Genomic DNA, 19,702 nt, shown 5'->3' on the forward strand with positions numbered 1-19,702 from the left:
TAGAAAGTCAACATGCAATGTTGATTTTATTTCTAAACTTACCACCTAAACCAGAACTCAACCATTTTAGCTAAATCCTTGTTTATCAACAAGTTTTTATCAACATCACCGCCGATGGATGTGCATTTTACAGGATTTCAGAGGGGTTGCAATACCTTTTTTAAAACTTCTGAAACGTGTGTTTATTTTATAATCCAAAAAATTTATAAATAATTGTTTTATTTATAAAAAATATTTTAAGAAAAATATTCGTTATTTTATTTGGAAATATCAATTTATATTAAGCTATTGAAATAAATAAATTTTATAAAATTTTAAAAATAAAAAGCAGGACTTTCGCCCTGCTTTTTGTCTGCATTTCGAGCTAATTAGAATTTAAAGCTCATTCGTGCCCAATAATTACGGCCCACATTATTGAATTGCTCGTTGGCGGCTAAACCAATACCTGCATTCCCCATTTTATTGAGATGCTCGGTATACGTCTTATCCAGAACGTTGTCAATTCCCACAGAAAGATCAACCCCATCGGAAAGATGGTATGTGCCGTTTAAAGATAAGGTGCCGAAACCTGCGCTTTCTTTCAAGTCATAGCCCACAATATTGCCCTGGTTCTGGCTAATCCGGTTTTGACCATCTACGATTCGCCAATAGGCACCCAAGGTATAACGATCCTGGATATAACGTAAGTTTACACGGCCTTCAAGCGGTGCAATCTGTGGTAACGGCGTATTGTCAGTGGTGTTTTCACCCCAGGCATACATTGCGCTAACATCTGCCTGAATCGCATCGCTAAATTGATATGCCAGCCCCGCTTCTGCACCCGCAATCGTGGCATCGACATTCTGGGTATGTGCTTCCAGCATACCCATACGGCCTGTTGGCAGATAATCGGTCAGTACAAAATCCTGAATCAACCCTGCATATGCAGACACCCAGGAGCTAAATGCACCATGCTCATGCTGATAACCAAAATCTAGCTGTAGTGTTTTTTCAGTATCAATGTTTTTAAAGGTATTGGTATTGCCATTTCCTGAAACGGGACTAAACAGTTCCCAATAATCTGGCATCCGTTCTACATAACCTAAACCAATATAGGTTTTAGCATCATGATGAGGATGCTGGTTTTCCAAACGAATAAAACCGCTTGGTAAGGTTTCTTTACGTTGTTGAGCCGTTTGTACTGCGTCTACTTCGACCTGATCAACACGCACACCTGAAACCAACTTATTATGATCGTTGAGTTGATAGCTCAACTCACCAAAACCACCATAAGACTGAAACTCCATATCTGTTTTAACAGGCGAGTTCATACCTGGCATGGTTGCAGAATACATCCCTTTGCCATGTTTATTATTCTGGCTATCCACACCGGTAATAAACTGCAACTTTTCCCATTCATGAGTGACGGCCATTCGGGCATTTAAAGTACGGCGAGTCACATTCATGGCAGATTTAGCTTCTACCAGCTCTTTAGTCATGTGGTGTTCTGCCATTCCCACTTTACGCAGACTATAATTGTCCATCACATGATCATTAAAGTTATAGTTAATCTGCGCTTCAATTTTCTTGATCACATCAGTGATGTTCTGTTTTTCAATGCGTAAACCCAGACTTTCACGGGCAAATTTAGAACCATCCATCATCCGGCCAGCATACACCGCTTCACCATCGGCTTTCCCTCCGGTCAATTCAACCCAGGTGTCTGCATCCGGGGTCCAGCCCAGTGCTACATCAGCATTCCAACGTTCCCAGTCCGATGGCACGGTATTGCCCTCACCATCCTGATAGCTATTCGATACCGAACGGTTGCTATTTAGGCGAATATATTTCTGCTCGTCGCCTGCTGCAACCTCAATATTATGGTCCAGACGGCCAAATGAACCGGCCAGCACACTCAGTTGACCACGATAGTGCTGATCTTCATCAAACTGTTCCGGACGGCGCTCAAAAATCACGGTGGCAGCTGAACCGGTATTGGCATATTGCACGGTTTGTGGGCCTTTAATTACCGAAATCTGGTCATAACTTTCTGGTGAAATATAGGAGGTCGGTGAATCCATACGACTCGGACAGGCACCCAGGTTTTCTGTGCCATCGGTCAGAATTTTAATCCGCGAACCAAACATGCCCCGGAAAGTTACATCGCCATTGGTGCCGGCGCCACTGTTGACCGCGCTAAAACCGACAATACTTTGCAGATAATCTGCACCATCGGTGGCTGGAATCGGTTGAATTGGCTGTTTCGGATCGGCACGGACAATCAGGCCGTTGGCATCATTGCCCTGATGCGCAGTCATCACAATAGGTGCCAGACTTTGGACGGGTGTTGGGGTTTCTGCAAACACAACTGGTGAATAACAAGCAACACAAATCGCAGCCGCAAGAGGCTGTAAAAAGAATTTTGGCTGAGCCATTTTTCATTTCTCACTGGAATACATATAAAACACGGCTTAAGTCATTCAAGACCCAAGCAAAACAAACGCGGTTTTATGCAAACAGTGGCGGTGCCCTACCCTGAGGAATAAGAAATAGTCGTTGCAGTGCAAACCAGACATGCTGGAAAGCTTTTTCAAAAGCGATAAAACGCACTTGAATACGATCAAGCACTTCTTTCACACTGAGTTCTGGCGGTAAAACGAGATTGCCGTACACGGTACAGTACTGGCATTGATGATTGGCATCATGATGATTATGCCCGTCATCTGAAATGACTGGTTGATGCTGACTGTACAGATGTTCGGAATGGGCATGTCCATGCGCTGAATGATCAACCGGCAATAAAAGCGCACGCGTAATGGTTTCACAGACCGGTGCCACCTGATAGGCTTTCGGCAGCAAAGGCTGTAAAAAAACAGCAATCTGTAAAAATACTGCCATCAGTGAGAGCAGTAAACCACTACGAATCAACAAACATATATTCCTGCTTTTGACTGGCCCAAGTATAACAAAGCCCAATCGAAATTGGGCTGTTTTGTCCTGATCTTTTGGTCGCAGGGCTGTTTAGCGTTTAACCGCCACTTTCTGACGCTGACGCACCACTTTTTCGACTTTTTCACGGGCACGCTGGCGCTTTAATGGCGACAGATAATCGACAAAAAGCTTACCATTTAAGTGATCCATTTCATGTTGGATACAGACAGCGAGAAGTCCGTCCGCTTCTAACTCAAATGCTTGACCTTCAAGGTTAATTGCCTCAATTTTTACACGTGACGGACGCTCAACTTTGTCGTATATTTGAGGCACTGACAAGCAGCCTTCTTCATAAGGCTGGGTTTCTTCAGTCAATGGGGTAATTTTGGGGTTAATGAATACCATCGGTTGGTCTTTGTTTTCAGACAGATCCATAACAATCAGCTGAATATGACGGTCAACCTGCGTTGCAGCCAGCCCGATGCCGGGCGCTTCATACATGGTTTCAAACATATCTGCGGCGAGCTGACGAATTTCATCAGTAACTTCTTCGACGGGTTGTGCAATGGTACGAAGACGGGGATCGGGGAAACTTAAAATAGGTAATAAGGCCATATTACGTCCTCAGCTTTGCCATTGGTCAAATAACCGAATGAAGGAATGCTTCATCGAAAAAATGTATGTAAGATCGTTATTATAACGCAACTACATACATAATTTTAGGAATTATGATAATGAAAAAGGTTTTGAAGGGCACATCTTCTTTTCGTGCCTTGGGGTTAAAACAGCAGGCGCTGGCACTTGCTGTCTGTTTCAGTTTTGGGGTGGGCGCAGTCAGTACTGTACAGGCCGCACCGGCACGCAATATCAACCCACCGACCTTACAGGCCAATGCACCAAATGTGTATGTGGTGAAAAAAGGCGATACGCTGTGGGATATTTCCAAGAAGTTTCTGCAAAACCCGCTGCGCTGGCGTGAAATCTGGGCCAGCAACAAGCACGTGAAAAATCCGCACTGGATTTTCCCGGGAGATCGCCTGCTGATGTGTACCTATGATGGCCGCCCGATCATTGGTAAAGATGAAGGTGATGGCTGTGAAGGTATTATCCGTCGTTATACCGGTAACACCACCAGCCTGCAGCCGCAAATCCGGGTCGAGTCACTCAACAATACCATTCCGGTGATTCCACTGGAGTACATCCAGCACTGGCTGGAACGTACCAGCATTATTACCCCTGAATCTTTGCAACAGACGCCTTATATTTTAGGCACGGCGGATCAGCGTGTCCTGGCGGCCAAAGGCCAGAATGTCTATGCCCGCGGTCAGGGTCTGCAAGTTGGCCAGCGTTATGCTGTGTATCGTGAAGGCGAACCGTATATCTTCACCGATGCCAACGGTAAAAAATACAATGCCGGTCTGGAGCTGACTCAGGTTGCATCCGGTATTGCAGTACGCGGTGAAAATGATATTACCACCCTGGAACTGACCGATACCTACAATGCCGAAGTGCGTCGTGGCGATCGTGTGCTGCCAGAATATGACCCGATGTTACCAACCCTATTCTACCCGACCAATGCCGAACACATTGCAGCAGATGGCCAGGTGGTACGCGTGATGGGTTCAATTGGGACCGCGGCTAAACACAGTGTGGTCACCATTGACCGTGGTCAGGCGCACGGCGTGCAATCCGGTCATGTATTTGCTGTAACTCAAAAAGGCGAAGTGGTCACCGATCCGAAAACCCGTGAACGGGTGCAGCTGCCAGGCGAGCGTATTGGCTATGCCATGGTCTTTAAAACCTTTGACCAGCTCAGCTATGCCTATATTCTGGACAGCGAACTACCAATTAAAGTCGGGGCCGGTATTCAGCCACCGATTATGGAAGATTAAGACTGAGGGATGAGCCATGCTGAATACGATATCACCCGGTCATCTCGCAACGATTCGCCTGTGGTATCTGGTTCAGCATTCACTCCCCAGCTTTTATAAATTAATCCGGCACTTCGGTTCGGCGGCTGCGGCCACCGAAGCCGGCAACCTGCAGCGCTGGGCAGAACTGGGACTGCATCAGAACCATCTGCAACGCGCACGGGATTTTCATCAAGCACAGGCACAAGCCGACTTCCAGCACTTGCTGCAGCGCATCCAGCAACATACCGATTTTATTCTTATTCCCGAAGATGTCGGTTACCCCACCCAACTGCTGCCCTATACCGACAAGCCACCAATTTTATTTGGCCAAGGACAGGCACAACCTTTACTTCAGCCGCAAGTGGCAATTGTCGGCAGTCGCAAAGCCAGTCCGCATGGCCGGCAGGTGGCTTATGACTTTGCCTATTATTTAAGTGAAAAAGGCTTTTTTATTAACAGTGGCCTGGCGCAAGGCATTGATGAAGCAGCCCATCAGGGTGGCTTGAAACATCAACGTACCATTGCCGTGATGGGTACTGGTCTCGACCTCACCTACCCGGCCACACACCAGGGTCTGCGTGACCAGATTCTGCAACGGCATGGCACTATTATCAGTGAGTTCCTGCCACAGACCAAACCGCTACAGCAGCATTTTCCACGGCGTAACCGCATTGTCAGTGGACTTAGCCTGGGAGTGATTGTAGCCGAAGCCACGCTGGACAGCGGCTCGCTGATTACCGCCAAACTGGCGGCCGAGCAAGGTAAAACCGTGTTTGCCATTCCCGGTCATATTTACAGTGAATTTCATCAGGGCTGCCATCAACTGATTCGGGAAGGCGCGATTCTGGTTGATCATCCGGAACAGGTCATTGAAGATCTGGCCTTGCCAACCCAATGGCTGAGCCAGCAGCAGGCGACCTTATCCGCTACAGCATCTGCAGCTGCCCACCCGACCTTACCCGAACATCTGTTGGCCCTATACAGCCAGCTGGACTGGGTCGGTAAAAATATGGACCAGCTGGCCAGCGAACTGCAACAGGAAACCGCCCATTTAACCGCGCAGTTAATGGAACTGGAGCTGCTCGGAATGGCAATGCAGCAATCGGGGCTATATCTGCGTTGTCGTCCATCACAATAAGGTTCACAATAGTACACCCCGCATAACCTCGAAAGGTGTACCACATGATTACAACCTCTGTTGCCGAAGCAGCCACTTGTCTACAGCAAGGACAGGTGCTGGCCTATCCTACAGAGGCAGTTTGGGGTCTCGGCTGTGACCCGTATAACCAAGATGCATTCATGCAGATTCTGCAACTAAAACAGCGTCCGATTGAAAAAGGCGTGATTTTATTGGCCGGTCATATTTCCCAGGTAGAACATTTGCTGCACAACCTGGCCGAACCACAGCGTCAACAGGTGATCGACTCCTGGCTCAATCCACCCGCAGAGCGTGCTACCACCTGGTTGTTGCCGGCAGGTGAGCATATTCCCAGCTGGATTAAAGGCCAGCATCCTAAAGTCGCGGTACGTGTAACCACGCATCCGCTCTGTGTCGCGCTATGTCATGCCTTTAGCGGCTTTATTGTATCGACCAGTGCCAATCCGGCCGGACAGGAACCGGCGCGCTCCCTGCAAGAGGCCAGCCAGTATTTTGGCAATCAGCTGAATTATTTAAATGGCGATTTGGGACTCAGCCAGTTACCTAGCCGTATTCTGGATGCTGAAACCGGTGCCGTGATTCGTGACTGAAGATCGGGCCAGAAATGAAAGAAATTTCAGGCAAAAAAAAGCTCAACCATATAGGGATGGTTGAGCATAAAAAAGGATGTGTATCAATCACATCCAGAGGGTATCGAAATCTCTGGGCAAATCAGCAACAGTCGCTGATCTGCGATGGAGCGTATTATGGGTGAATAGTTTAAAAAAAACAAATATATTTTAGCTCTTAAAAAGCAGCTTAAACCTATGATTAATCAACCATTATTTGAAAAAGTTCAAATTATCTTGCTCTTTTTAAAGTGCTTTTTAAAGAAGCTAAAAGCTACTCTCCTCGACTAAAGTCTATTTGCCTTTATTCACGAGATCATTCAAGCAAAAAATTAAGTTTGTTTGTTCGTTTTTTAGGCAATTATTTAGCTTTCAGCAGCACTGGCGCCACAGTTTTTTTCTGGGCCAGCACAATTCCGAACAGAATAATCGCCCCACCAATACTGTGATAAATGGTCCAGGCCTCTTTTAACCAGACAAAGGCAATTAAAGCGGTAAACACCGGCATCAGGTTCATAAAGATACTGGTGCGGTTCGGTCCCAGACGCTGAATCGCCATCATCCACACCAAAGGGGCAATTAATGAAGGAAAAATACTGGCGTAGATCACGCTGCCGGCATTGGCCATATTGATAGCATCAAGACCCAACCAGGCCACAAACGGCAGGTGATACAGCAGTGCAAACAGAATCTGCACATACAGGCTCAGCATTAACGGAATCTGCAGCTGCCATTTTTTCAGAAAAACCCCGTAAAAGGCATAGAAAAACACGGCAATAATCATCAGCAGATCGCCCCACTGACCACCGGCATGCAGCAAGCCCCAAGGATTGCCCTGCCCCATCACATAGATCAGCCCGGCAAAGGACAACAGGCTGCCAATAATGGCGTAGCGATTCGGAATATCGCACAGAATCAGCATCGACACAAAAATGGTAAAAATCGGAATAAAGGCATTAATAATGCCCATATTGGTGGCGGTGGTGTAATGCGCAGCGGTATAGGCCAGTCCCTGATACAGCACCAGTCCAAAGGCACTCAGCACTGCCAGCTGTTTCAGATGCGGTACAATCAGGGCGCGTTCACGGATCACCCGCGGCAAAATAAACGGGGTCAGAATCAGAAAGGCAAAAAACCAGCGATAAAAACTGATGCTCACCGGCGAGATAAAGTCGGTCACATAGCGGGTCACGACAATATTCAGTGACCAGATCAGTACCGCGCTGACCGGTAAAAGAATGGCCCAAGACAGCATTTTTTCTTGCTGTGTCATATTCTGTTCCTTGTTGAGTCGATCGGCCTGAAGCAGACGCTGCTTCCTGCGCTGAATGAATGCCTTTTCACTTTATTTTTAAACTTTCCTTGTGCCCTCATTCTAGTCCAATTTAACTGCTTTGGGGCAGTTCGCGATGGTGAAATCTTGTGCTGCGTTCAAATTGCTCCATCACTCCACTTTGCTGGGATTCCGCACCTGCTTAAAATATGCCGCATTGACACAGCGCTATACAAAAATCTGCCAAAAGCCGCAGCAATAGGTCTTGCGGGATTGGGCAAAGCCCGTTACAACAGAGAACGACAATAAATCACTTTAGGATAAACACATGGCATCTGTATATGACATTCCGGTCGTGACCATTCAGGGTGAAGAAACCACACTGAACCAGTATCAAGGCAAGGTGCTGCTGATTGTAAACGTGGCTTCTAAATGCGGTCTGACGCCGCAATATGAAGGTCTGCAAAAGCTTTATCAGCAGAAAAAAGAACAAGGTCTGGAAATTCTCGGTTTCCCGGCCAATGACTTTCTGGCGCAGGAACCCGGCAGCAATGAAGAAATCCAGCAGTTCTGTTCGCTGAATTATCAGGTAGATTTCCCGTTATTCGCCAAAATTTCAGTGGTGGGTGAAGATAAACATCCGCTATATGCTCGCCTGACTCAAGCCATTCCTGAGCGAATCGGTGAAGGCCCGTGGTGGAAAGATCTGGTGGATTATGGTCTGACCCCAAATGAACCACCTGAAGTGCTATGGAACTTCGAGAAATTCCTGATCAATAAAGAAGGCGAAGTGGTGGCACGTTTTGCCCCAGATATTCAGGCCGATGACCCACGTATTGTCGATGCGATTAATGCCGAACTGGCGCGTTAATTGTTTACAGTAACAAAGAGGGTCGCGGCCCTCTTTTTTTATAGATCTAGACATCCATAAGCCACGCTCATCACACCGCCTGTTTGCCCTGGAAAATTGTTATTGCTTTGCAACAATCTGTTTTTTATTTAATTAAAGCCCCTATATTAAACTGCAAGATAAAAATTGTGATTGATCTTGCCATGAAACGCGCCTTTTCCCATTTTCTCCTGCCCTTTGGCCTGCTGACTTCAGCTCTACTTCTGGTCGGTTGTGACCAGCCCAGCGCTCCGGTTTCGGAAGCCGATCCGGACACTGAAATCACCTCCCAGCAGCAAAGCCCTGCGCCACAAGCCGATTTAAAAAGCGGCAATATGTTTTATATTGTGCGCGATGTGGCCGATATGCAGCTGAAAGCCGGTGAGTATGTCGAGCAGTTACGCCAGACCCAGACCGAGCTGCAACAGGCCGTCAACAGTCAGGATCATCAACAGCTACAAAGCGCAGCCAGCAAATTGCAACAGCAATTACAGGGCTTTAATAGCGCCTTAAACAGTTTGAATTTAAAAAGTCAGGAAATTGACAATATTCGCCAGAACATTCTGCAAGCCAATGAACAGGTTCTGGCTTCGCCATTTTTAAATGGTCAGATTGACCTCAGCAAAGTCGACTTTGCCAAAATTCAGCAGCAGATGGGCACAGTACAATCTGAGATGGTGAAACTGGCCAGCATCCTGTTACAGTCAGAGAATGCTGAAAATACTGAAAGCGCAAACACTGACACTGAAAATCAGGCAGCAACTGAATCCTGATCCTCGGGCTCACTGCCCATCTGGGTGGTGAGCTTGTCTGATTCAGACAGTTTCTGGTCTGATTCTGATAGTTAAAATTTAAAAAAAATAATGAGTTCATTTAAAAAATAAGAGGTCTGCCATGCAGCATCCACTGATTTATTCTGTTGTACCGGTGACATTCCGTTTAGATCTGAAAGATCCATTTATCTTCTGTGCCCATCATCTGGATCATTTTCCGGCTGGCAATGCCCAACTGGGTCCGCAAACGCCACCACAAAATAAAGAATACAATATGTATTATGGCAATGTGGTGCCCGGTTTCCCTGAGCACCCACATACCGGTTTTGAAACCATTACCTTAGTGGAACAAGGTGTGGTCGATCATTTTGATTCACTCGGCAATGCCGGTCGCTATGCCGCTGGAGATGTGCAATGGCTGACCACCGGCAATGGCGTCGAACACTGCGAGATGTTTCCACTCGTGCATGAAGACCAAGCCAACCCAATGGAACTGTTCCAGATCTGGTTTAATTCATCGCCTGAGCAGAAGCAACAGCCAGCTGATTATAAAATGTTATGGCGCGAGCAGATTCCGCATGTAATTGAAGCCAATGCGGCAGGCCAGAAAGCTGATATCCGGGTAATTTCCGGCCAGTTTAAAGAAACCGATGCCCTGCCACGCCCACCCCATTCATGGGCAGCGCCGGCTGAAAACAAGGTGAATATTTACCTGATTACCTTAGCGCCCGAAGCTGAAGTGACCATTCCAGCCACCAGCGCCAGTTCGACCCGCTTCTGTTATTTCTATCAGGGTAAGAGTTTAGAGCTTGAAGGTCAGCAGATGGACGTGAAACATCTGGCCGAATTGAAATCGGATGCCGAGATTCATTTAAAAGGTGGACTACTCGAATCCCGGATTCTATGGCTTGAAGGTGAACCAATTGGTGCACCGGTAGCCATGCGCGGGCCTTTTGTACTAAATAGTGAAGATGAACTGAACGCTGCCTTTAAACGTTACCGCGACACCCATTTCGGTGAATGGCCATGGCCGAGTCCAGCACCGGTGTTTGAACGTAAACAGCCGCGTTTTGCGACTTATCAGGGTGGTGAGCATAAGGAATATCCTGAACAGCTCTAAATTCTATTTTTATGAGAACAGCTTGGCATGTTTCAGGCTATTTTTATGAAAAATTAAACAATGAAATTATCAGGGTTTGGAAAAATGGATATAGAGCTGGGTTAAGTAAAGATGAATGAAGTCTTTAGATCAAAAGCAAGTGTTTGCGATTTACACCTTGCAGCAACCGCAAACACAGATGTGGAAATTATTATTTAGGAAGTTGAATAGAAGGCTTAGAACATTTGCCGCCTACTGCCAAACTGTATTTTTCAATCGCCTGCTGACCTTCAGTCTCATCAACCAATTTTACGTTTGCACCACCAACAAATACACCTGGTTTAATGTATTGTTGAACATAATAGTTTTTCCCACTTTGTGTAGTTACGTTCAGGTGATTAGGAGAAAACTCTGATTCTGTAGACACAATATGTGTTTTACCACCTTCTACCTCTGTATAAAAATAAACACCACGTGCAGTTTCACCCAAGCACTCACCATTAACCCAAATATCTTTCTTGAGTCCTGCACCTACAACGCTATTCGAGCGGTACACATAGATTCCTGCTTGACCTGCTTGTGGCGCTTGAATCTTTTTTTGTTGCTGCACTGCTTGTGGATCTGCTTTCGGAACCGAAGCACAACCAACAAAACCTAATGATAATAATAGCGGTAAAATAATTTTATTTGACACCCCAAATTCCCCTTATTTATTTTTTAAGAGCATGAGATATAACAAATATATAAGTTATTTACTAATATATTCCATTAAATAGTATTCATAAAAAAACCACCCTTTCGGGTGGTTTCTTCAATCTTAAACCAGCAATTACATTGCGCGGTTTTTGATTTTGCGGATCGTTTCCAACTGTGCAGCAGTTTCTGCCAAAGCAGCCAAAGCAGCAGCAGCGTCCAAATCGCTCTTTTGATTCGCCAGCAATTGTTCAGCGTGTTTACGCGCTTCAATAATTGCCGCTTCATCCAAGTTTTCTGCACGGACTGCAGTATCTGCAAGAACCGTAACAACGTGCGGTTGAACTTCTAGAACACCACCAGATACATAGATTAATTCTTCTGTACCATTTTCCAAAATAACGCGGATCGCGCCAGGTTGGAGCAAAGTTACCAGCGGAGCGTGGCCAGGCATAATACCCAACTCACCGCCAGCACCTTTTGCAATTAGCATAGTTACAGTGCCAGAGTACAAAGACTCCTGAACACTTACAACGTCACATTGCATAGTCGCCATGAGAACCTCCTAAATTAGGTAGCTAATTAAAGTTTCTCGGCTTTAGCAATCACTTCGTCAATACCACCAACCATATAGAACGCTTGTTCTGGGATGTGATCGTATTCACCAGCTAGAAGACCTTTAAAGCCACGAATCGTTTCTTTAAGCGGTACAAGTTTACCAGGCGCGCCAGTAAATACTTCAGCTACGTGGAACGGTTGAGAGAAGAAACGTTGGATCTTACGTGCACGGTATACAGTAAGTTTGTCTTCTTCTGACAATTCGTCCATACCAAGAATTGCGATAATGTCTTTCAGTTCTTTATAGCGTTGTAGAACGTTTTGAACTGCACGAGCAATTTCGTAATGCTCAGTACCAACTACCAGTGGATCTAACTGACGTGAAGTTGAGTCAAGTGGATCGATCGCAGGGTAAATACCTTGAGAAGCGATGTCACGGCTCAATACAACAGTTGCATCCAAGTGAGCGAACGTTGTAGCAGGCGATGGATCTGTTAAGTCATCGGCAGGTACGTATACCGCTTGGATAGACGTAATCGAACCAGACTTAGTTGATGTAATACGTTCTTGAAGAACACCCATCTCTTCTGCAAGTGTAGGCTGATAACCTACTGCAGATGGCATACGGCCTAGAAGTGCTGATACTTCAGTACCTGCTAGTGTATAACGGTAGATGTTGTCAACGAACAATAATACGTCACGGCCTTTACCGTTTTCGTCTTTTTGATCACGGAAGTACTCAGCCATCGTCAGACCAGTCAACGCTACGCGTAAACGGTTACCAGGTGGCTCGTTCATCTGACCGTAGACCATTGCTACTTTGTCTAGAACGTTAGAGTCTTTCATCTCGTGATAGAAGTCGTTACCTTCACGAGTACGCTCACCAACACCAGCGAATACAGATAAACCTGAGTGCGCTTTAGCGATGTTGTTGATCAACTCCATCATGTTTACAGTTTTACCAACACCGGCACCACCGAACAGACCAACTTTACCACCTTTCGCGAACGGGCAAAGTAAGTCAATGACTTTAATACCAGTTTCTAGAAGGTCAGTAGAAGCCGCTTGTTCTGCATAAGAAGGCGCTTGACGGTGAATTGGTAAACGCTCTTCAGTTGCAACTGGACCAGCTTCGTCGATAGGGCGACCAAGAACGTCCATGATACGACCAAGTGTCGCTGTACCTACTGGTACAGAGATCGGCGCGTTAGTGTTAGTTACGTTCAAACCACGTTTAAGACCTTCAGTAGATCCCATCGCAATTGTACGTACAACGCCGTCACCAAGTTGTTGCTGAACTTCTAAAGTAGTTTCAGTGCCATCAACGTGAAGAGCGTCATAGATCTTAGGAACGCTGTTGCGTTCAAACTCGACGTCGATAACCGCGCCGATGATCTGAATGATACGACCGCTACTCATTGCTGTCTCCTCAATTCAAAATAATGTTAAACGGCAGCGGCACCACCAACGATCTCAGAAATTTCCTGAGTAATCGCGGCTTGACGCAGCTTGTTATAAATAAGTTGTAGGTTCTTGATAAGCTCACCTGCGTTATCTGTCGCAGCTTTCATTGCGACCATACGTGCAGATTGCTCACAAGCGATGTTTTCAATCACACCTTGATACACCACAGACTCAATATAACGAACCAATAAACCATTCAGCAGTTCTTCTGCTTCTGGTTCATAGATATAGTCCCAACCGTATTGACGGTTCAGGGTCTTGTCTTCTTCAGCAGCTGCTAAAGGAACAAGTTGTTCGATTTTTTGATTTTGAGTCATGGCATTGACAAAGCCGTTGGACACCAGATAAATACGATCTAACTCGCCTTTATCATAAGCGTCTAACATCACCTGTACAGAACCAGATAACTGTTCAAGACTTGGTGTATCACCTACGTTTGTAGTTGCACCTAGTACTTTACCGCCGTAGTTTTTAAAAAACGAAACCGCTTTTTGACCAATTAAAGCAAATTGAACTTCAATTGACTGCTCTTGTTGCTGTTGTACGTGTTTGACCACTTTTTTGAACAGGTTAATGTTCAAACCGCCTGCCAAACCACGATCTGAAGAAACAATGATATAGCCAACGCGCTTCACAGGACGCTCAACCATATAACGGTGTTTATATTCAGGATTCGCTTGTACCAAATGAGCAATTACACGGTGCATATTTTCGGCATACGGACGGCCTTGAGCCATGCGCTCTTGCGCACGACGCATCTTAGAAGCAGCTACCATTTGCATCGCTCGAGTAATCTTCTGCGTGCTCTTGATACTAGCTACTTTGGCGCGAATTTCTTTTAAGTTTGCCATACGCTTAACCTAGTATTCGAAGGCCCTTTCGAGCCCTCGAAGGTTGATCCGTGAACCAAACCAACACTAATTAGCAAAGTGCTAAATTAGTAAGTTTGAGTCGCTTTAAAGCTTTCAATACCTGCTTTGATTGCAGCTTCGATGTCTTTGTTGTAATCACCAGTTTCATCGATTTGTTGCATTAACGCAGCGTGCTCTGAACGGAAGTAAGAAATTAACGCAGCATCAAAGTCTACGATTTTCTTCACTTCAACGTCAGCCATGTAGCCTTCGTTAGATGCATAAACTGAAACAGCCTGGTCAGCAATTGAGTAAGGCGCATATTGTTTCTGCTTCATTAACTCAGTTACGCGTTGACCATGTTCAAGTTGCTTACGAGTTGCTTCGTCAAGGTCAGAAGCGAACTGAGCAAACGCTGCCAATTCACGGTATTGCGCCAAAGCGGTACGGATACCACCAGACAATTTTTTGATGATCTTCGTTTGAGCCGAACCACCAACACGCGATACAGAAATACCGGCGTTCACCGCAGGACGAATACCCGCGTTGAATAATGATGTTTCAAGGAAGATCTGACCATCAGTAATCGAAATTACGTTAGTCGGTACGAATGCAGATACGTCACCTGCTTGAGTTTCAATAATCGGCAATGCAGTTAATGAACCAGTTTGGCCTTTAACTTCACCGTTAGTGAATTTCTCAACATAGTCAGCAGATACGCGAGAAGCACGTTCAAGTAGACGAGAATGTAGATAGAATACGTCACCTGGGTAAGCTTCACGACCTGGTGGACGACGAAGAAGCAATGAAATTTGACGGTAAGCAACAGCTTGCTTAGACAAATCATCATAAATAATTAACGCGTCTTCACCACGATCACGGAAGTATTCGCCCATTGTACAGCCAGCATAAGGCGCCAGATACAGCATTGCTGCTGGATCAGCTGCAGCTGCTGCTACAACAGTGGTATACGCCATAGCGCCAGTTTCTTCCAGCTTGCGTACTACGTTCGCGATAGTCGATTGTTTTTGACCAATTGCTACGTATACACACTTAATGCCAGAGTTTTTCTGAGCGATGATCGCATCGATCGCCATAGCTGTTTTACCAGTCTGACGGTCACCAATGATCAACTCACGCTGACCACGGCCAACTGGGATCATTGTATCTACTGATTTATAACCAGTTTGTACAGGTTGATCCACTGATTGACGCCAAATTACGCCTGGTGCTACTTTTTCTACAGCATCAGTTAATTTCGCATCAATTGGGCCTTTACCATCAATTGGGTTACCCAAAGCATCTACGACACGGCCTAAAAGTTCTGGACCAACCGGAACTTCTAATACACGACCTGTACAACGAGCTTTTTGACCTTCTTGAAGGCCTAAGTAGTTACCTAAAACAACGACGCCCACTGAATCCTGTTCTAGGTTCAGTGCCATACCGTATAAGCCGCCGTCGAATTCGATCATTTCACCGTACATTGCATCAGCAAGACCGTGAATGCGCACAATACCGTCGGATACCATAACAATGGTACCTTCGTTTTTAGCGGTCGCGCTGGTGTCCAGATCGCCGATACGCTGTTTAATGAGCGCACTGATCTCGGATGGATTCAGTTGTTGCATTGCGCTATACCTCAATCTTTTTAAAGTTCAGTCTTCTTATATGCAATTACGCAAGAAGACGAGTCCGCATTTTTTCAAGCTTGTTAAGCGCAGAATCATCTATCACTTGGTCGCCTGCACGAATAACAACACCCGCGATTAACGCCGGGTTGACTTCTACTACAATAGAAACCGTGCTGTTGAAACGCTTTTCCAGCGCCGCTTTCAACACTTGTTCTTGGTCAGCAGACAATGGGAAAGCCGATTCAATTACGACGTCCACATTGTTGTTATTCTGTGATTTGAGCTGTTCATATTCTGCTTGAATTTCAGGCATTAAAGACAAACGATCATTTTCAGCAAGCAAAGTCAAAAAATTTGACAATGCTGCAGTCTGGTCTTCACCTAAAACTTTTGCAAAAACACTCACCTGCTCTGCAGGAGTAAGCTCAGGGCGATTTAAGTAAGCTGAAAATGCTTCGTCTTGTACCGCAGCACTGAGCAATGCTAGTGCTTGTGACCAACTGTCAGTTGCACTTTGCTCAGAGGCATAAGCATATGCTGCTTTCGCATATGGGCGTGCCAACGTCAAGAGTTCAGCCATATTTCGCCTCGCTTAAAGTTTAGCAGCCAGCTGGTTCAGCATGGCATTGTGAGCTTCTGCGTCAACTTGCTGGCTAAGAATTTTCTCAGCACCGGCAACTGCCAAAGCAGCGACTTGTTGACGTAATTCTTCGCGAGCAGCATTGATTTCAGTATCAACAGCTTCTTTCGCCTGTTGACGGATACGCTCACCTTCAGCAGATGCTTGAGTACGCGCTTCTTCGACCAATTGTGCTGCACGACGGTTCGCTTGTTCGATCAATTGAGCCGCTTGTGCTTTCGCTGCGTCTAGCTCTGCCTTAACTTGTGCTTGCGCATCAGCAAGGTCAGCTTTTGCTTTTTCAGCAGCATTTAAGCCATCAGCGATGCGACGCTGACGCTCACTAATCGCATTGATTAGTGGTGGCCATACAAACTTCATGCAGAATGCGACGAAAATCGCAAATGCAATCGCTTGGCCAATCAATGTGAGGTTGATATTCATTGCTATTCCTCAAATAGTGGATTTTTGGGAATTAAGCTGATTAACCTACAAATGGATTAGCGAAGATGAAGAACAAGCCAATACCAACACCGATCATAGGCACAGCATCAAGAAGACCCGCGATTAAGAACATACGAGTTTGAAGTTGTGGAGCCAATTCTGGTTGACGAGCAACAGCTTCAAGGAAGCGACCGCCCAAAAGACCAAAACCAATCGCAGTACCTAAAGCACCGAAAGCGATCAAGATAGCAGATGCAATTGCAACTAGACCTAAAGTGAGTTCCATGAAAAATTCCTCAGAGGTTAGGTTTTATACCAAATTAAGTTAAAAAATTGTGTGCCCAACCGCCCGATGACAGTTAGGCCATACCATTAATGCTTTTCGCTTGCCATGCTCATGTACACGATTGTCAACATCATGAAAATGAATGCTTGTAGCGTAATAATCAAAATGTGGAAAATCGCCCAAGGCACAGACAATGCCCACTGGATCCAGAACGGTAATAACGCGATAAGAATGAAGATTAACTCACCCGCATACATGTTACCGAACAGTCGTAGAGCCAATGAAACTGGTCGCGCCAAGAAAGTAGTCAATTCCAACAATAAGTTGAATGGAATTAAAAGCACTTTAGCAACTGGATTACTTGGGTTAAATGGGTTAAGTGCCAACTCACCAACGAAGCCGCCAACACCTTTCTCACGAATACTATAGAAAATAATTAAGAAGAATACAGAAATAGACATACCTAAGGTAATGTTTGGATCTGTAGTCGGAACAATTTTAAAGTAAACCTGATGAGGGTCCACACCCAGCATAGATGCAATCGCCTGTTGAGCTACATAAGGAATAAAGTCAACAGGGATTAAATCCATCAAGTTCATGAGGAAAATCCACACGAAAATGGTTAATGCTAAGGGTGCAATTAATCGAGACTTCCCATGGAAGGTATCACGTACACTTGAATCTACAAACTCGATAATCACTTCAATTACTGACTGGAATTTACCAGGCACGCCTGAATTTGCAGCTTTCGCGACAATCCAGAACAATAAACAGAAGATCAGACCAAGTCCGATAGACCAACCCATTGAATCCAAGTGAATAGCAGTGAACCCCATCTGTTGAGCTTCTTCAGCAGACTCAGCCAACTTCCATGAACCGTCTGGCATTTTGCCGTACGTCATGTTGGTCAAGTGATGCTTGATATACTCGGTCGAAGTAAGGGCATGTTCTTCAGCAGCCATAAATCACACCTGGTCAATGTCAAAAACAAAAGAGGGAACGAATATCGCGTGCTGCTTGATATCTCGCTCATCTCCTAAAAACTTTTCAATTTTTGCTGCGCCTATACTCGTTTTTGTAGACGTGACACCCAAAACGGAGCGACCCACGACATGGCCTGAACGAGAATAAAACCACAAAACAATGCAACCGGAGACAACGGCTCGACATTGCTTAAAATTAAAATGAATCCTACGATCACAATCGCAAACTTACCGAGCATGCCCCTATACATGTTCGACAGAACTTGTTTAGATGCTCTCGCGCCTGCTGCGCGGAACGACTGCCAGGAAAAATAACAACTTGCAACCCAACATACCAATGCACCAAGTGCGGCACTCAAGGCGGCTGTAGCATCTTTGAATATCCAGGCAATCAATGCAGCAACAGGTATCATGAATGCTTGCAAGAAGACCAAAGCTTTCGCTAATCGTCGGTCAATCAAGCGACTAGTTCGGCTCATTTACTTTCCACTCACAGCATAAATGCTTGACAAGTTTAACTGATGATCGTTTTTTATCGCAGGCATTATAGAGTTACACCCCTGAACATGCAATCTTTTCCCGATCTTAGTCGTATTTTTTTGCACAACTGTAACCGTATTGTCATAATTCAAATTTGCCGCCAAAACGCGCTATTTTTGCGCATTTATTACACATTTTTGCGTTTGGGTAGCCAATTTCTGCCAGGCCTGCACAAAGTCCCCTGCCCCACTCATACTTTCGTCGACCATTTGAAACACAATCGGATTCAGGCGCTGATACTGGCTCTTGCTGGCATGACCTTCGGCCAGTAAACACATTTTCGTGTTTGGACGATGATCATTCATATATTTAATTTGCGCCACCGTCGGAGCGACATGCGGATCATGGGTCAGTGCGCCGGCAAACTTCAGGTTCAGCGGACGTTCCAGATATTGATAGGCATCATGATAAGACCAGTAGGCTTTGGCCGAGGCTTTGCTTTTAAACTTGTCTGCGGTCAGGAGCAGCTCTTGGGCAAAGGCACGGGCATTGGCCCAGTACTGTTCACGCTGCTCAGGTACCTGCTGGGAACGCAAGGCCGCAATAAAAAAGCCAATACGAATGGCATTGTTCGGATCAAGCCAGACATGCGAGTCGACCGTATCTTTTAATGCTGCACCACGAGGGCTACGCTGTGGTAGCGTTTGCAAAATGCCAGAATCTAGCAATGAAATAGCTTTGCTCTGATTGCTGAACAGTTTTTCTAGAGGCGCTTCATGCGCTTTGCCCAGCCAGATCACCAGACCTGCATCCTGAATGGTCTTGCGATGTGCAGGAGTCAAACTGACATCATGTCCGGTCTGGTCGGCCAATAATAAGGTCGGGGTTTCTATGCCTTGTGTAATTTCCTTGGCAATCAGATAAATCGGCTGTGTCGAAATAACAAGACTTTGAGACCAACTCAAGGTACTGAACAAAGCCAGAGCACAGAAGGCGAAAAAACGGGACATGAGCGCAAAATCATAAAACAGGATAGATGTTATATTATAACAAAATAACAAAAATA

At 45.6% G+C, this 19,702-nt stretch carries 21 protein-coding genes; 6 read left to right on the forward strand and 15 right to left on the reverse strand.

The genetic code is table 11. The features are described from left to right. Positions 1–368: 368 nt before the first annotated feature. The 3 genes from FTU67_RS08950 to def all read right to left on the reverse strand — a co-directional run bounded on the left by FTU67_RS08950 (position 369) and on the right by def (position 3,525). Positions 369–2,414, reverse strand: coding sequence for a TonB-dependent copper receptor (locus FTU67_RS08950; protein ID WP_180061647.1), 2,046 nt, complete (start codon positions 2,412–2,414; stop codon positions 369–371). Between the two features lie 73 nt (positions 2,415–2,487). Continuing rightward, positions 2,488–2,910 (reverse strand): DUF2946 family protein, encoded by a 423-nt coding sequence (locus FTU67_RS08955; RefSeq protein ID WP_016658991.1) that lies wholly within the window; start codon positions 2,908–2,910, stop codon positions 2,488–2,490. A 90-nt stretch (positions 2,911–3,000) separates the two neighbouring features. Next, entirely contained in the window at positions 3,001–3,525 is a 525-nt protein-coding gene (gene def / locus FTU67_RS08960; protein WP_005181462.1) for a peptide deformylase, read from the reverse strand. 119 nt (positions 3,526–3,644) lie between these two features. Here def and FTU67_RS08965 point away from each other — a divergent pair, with 119 nt between their 5' ends. Genes FTU67_RS08965 through FTU67_RS08975 form a run of 3 tightly spaced genes read left to right on the forward strand, consistent with a single transcriptional unit; the run spans position 3,645 to position 6,572 of the window. Next, entirely contained in the window at positions 3,645–4,802 is a 1,158-nt protein-coding gene (locus FTU67_RS08965; protein ID WP_180061648.1) for a LysM peptidoglycan-binding domain-containing protein, read from the forward strand. Between the two features lie 16 nt (positions 4,803–4,818). Then, positions 4,819–5,961, forward strand: coding sequence for a DNA-processing protein DprA (dprA, locus tag FTU67_RS08970; protein WP_180061649.1), 1,143 nt, complete (start codon positions 4,819–4,821; stop codon positions 5,959–5,961). A gap of 44 nt (positions 5,962–6,005) precedes the next feature. After that, complete coding sequence (locus FTU67_RS08975) at positions 6,006–6,572, forward strand: L-threonylcarbamoyladenylate synthase (RefSeq protein ID WP_005181449.1); 567 nt, start codon at positions 6,006–6,008, stop codon at positions 6,570–6,572. Between the two features lie 379 nt (positions 6,573–6,951). On the opposite strand, the gene FTU67_RS08980 is transcribed toward FTU67_RS08975, so the two are convergent. Further along, positions 6,952–7,863, reverse strand: coding sequence for a DMT family transporter (locus tag FTU67_RS08980; RefSeq protein ID WP_180061650.1), 912 nt, complete (start codon positions 7,861–7,863; stop codon positions 6,952–6,954). A gap of 328 nt (positions 7,864–8,191) precedes the next feature. On the opposite strand from FTU67_RS08980, the gene FTU67_RS08985 reads away from it, so the two are divergent. The 3 genes from FTU67_RS08985 (at position 8,192) to FTU67_RS08995 (ending at position 10,645) form a co-directional block, all read left to right on the forward strand. Next, entirely contained in the window at positions 8,192–8,734 is a 543-nt protein-coding gene (locus FTU67_RS08985) for a glutathione peroxidase (protein WP_005181445.1), read from the forward strand. Positions 8,735–8,916: 182 nt separating this feature from the next. Continuing rightward, on the forward strand, positions 8,917–9,525 hold the full coding sequence (locus tag FTU67_RS08990; protein ID WP_127800678.1) for a hypothetical protein: 609 nt from the start codon (positions 8,917–8,919) through the stop codon (positions 9,523–9,525). Positions 9,526–9,646: 121 nt separating this feature from the next. Further along, positions 9,647–10,645, forward strand: a complete 999-nt coding sequence (locus FTU67_RS08995) for a pirin family protein (protein ID WP_168405856.1) — start codon at positions 9,647–9,649, stop codon at positions 10,643–10,645. A gap of 190 nt (positions 10,646–10,835) precedes the next feature. On the opposite strand, the gene FTU67_RS09000 is transcribed toward FTU67_RS08995, so the two are convergent. The 11 genes from FTU67_RS09000 to FTU67_RS09050 form a co-directional block, all read right to left on the reverse strand. Next, entirely contained in the window at positions 10,836–11,318 is a 483-nt protein-coding gene (locus tag FTU67_RS09000) for a DUF2846 domain-containing protein (RefSeq protein WP_005181435.1), read from the reverse strand. Positions 11,319–11,453: 135 nt separating this feature from the next. After that, complete coding sequence (locus tag FTU67_RS09005) at positions 11,454–11,873, reverse strand: F0F1 ATP synthase subunit epsilon (protein ID WP_005181432.1); 420 nt, start codon at positions 11,871–11,873, stop codon at positions 11,454–11,456. A gap of 26 nt (positions 11,874–11,899) precedes the next feature. After that, a complete protein-coding gene (gene atpD / locus FTU67_RS09010; protein ID WP_005181429.1) occupies positions 11,900–13,294 on the reverse strand; it encodes a F0F1 ATP synthase subunit beta in 1,395 nt (464 codons plus the stop codon). Between the two features lie 26 nt (positions 13,295–13,320). Further along, positions 13,321–14,190, reverse strand: coding sequence for a F0F1 ATP synthase subunit gamma (atpG, locus tag FTU67_RS09015; protein ID WP_005181426.1), 870 nt, complete (start codon positions 14,188–14,190; stop codon positions 13,321–13,323). An 86-nt stretch (positions 14,191–14,276) separates the two neighbouring features. Continuing rightward, positions 14,277–15,821, reverse strand: coding sequence for a F0F1 ATP synthase subunit alpha (gene atpA / locus FTU67_RS09020; protein WP_005181412.1), 1,545 nt, complete (start codon positions 15,819–15,821; stop codon positions 14,277–14,279). Positions 15,822–15,867: 46 nt separating this feature from the next. Then, positions 15,868–16,404 carry a F0F1 ATP synthase subunit delta gene (locus FTU67_RS09025; protein ID WP_005181408.1) on the reverse strand — a complete coding sequence of 179 codons (537 nt, stop codon included), beginning with the start codon at positions 16,402–16,404 and terminating at the stop codon, positions 15,868–15,870. A 12-nt stretch (positions 16,405–16,416) separates the two neighbouring features. Further along, the gene (locus FTU67_RS09030) at positions 16,417–16,887 is read right to left on the reverse strand and encodes a F0F1 ATP synthase subunit B (RefSeq protein ID WP_005181403.1); all 471 of its coding nucleotides are present in this window, start codon (positions 16,885–16,887) and stop codon (positions 16,417–16,419) included. Positions 16,888–16,927: 40 nt separating this feature from the next. Next, positions 16,928–17,173 (reverse strand): F0F1 ATP synthase subunit C, encoded by a 246-nt coding sequence (atpE, locus tag FTU67_RS09035; protein ID WP_000424060.1) that lies wholly within the window; start codon positions 17,171–17,173, stop codon positions 16,928–16,930. An 86-nt stretch (positions 17,174–17,259) separates the two neighbouring features. Beyond that, positions 17,260–18,135, reverse strand: coding sequence for a F0F1 ATP synthase subunit A (gene atpB, locus FTU67_RS09040; protein WP_004970145.1), 876 nt, complete (start codon positions 18,133–18,135; stop codon positions 17,260–17,262). Between the two features lie 101 nt (positions 18,136–18,236). Next, positions 18,237–18,635, reverse strand: a complete 399-nt coding sequence (locus FTU67_RS09045; protein WP_005181400.1) for an ATP synthase subunit I — start codon at positions 18,633–18,635, stop codon at positions 18,237–18,239. 171 nt (positions 18,636–18,806) lie between these two features. Continuing rightward, complete coding sequence (locus FTU67_RS09050) at positions 18,807–19,646, reverse strand: metal ABC transporter solute-binding protein, Zn/Mn family (RefSeq protein WP_016658982.1); 840 nt, start codon at positions 19,644–19,646, stop codon at positions 18,807–18,809. Between the last annotated feature and the right edge of the window lie 56 nt (positions 19,647–19,702).

Source organism: Acinetobacter sp. YH12132, assembly GCF_013418645.1.
GTDB lineage: Bacteria > Pseudomonadota > Gammaproteobacteria > Pseudomonadales > Moraxellaceae > Acinetobacter > Acinetobacter indicus.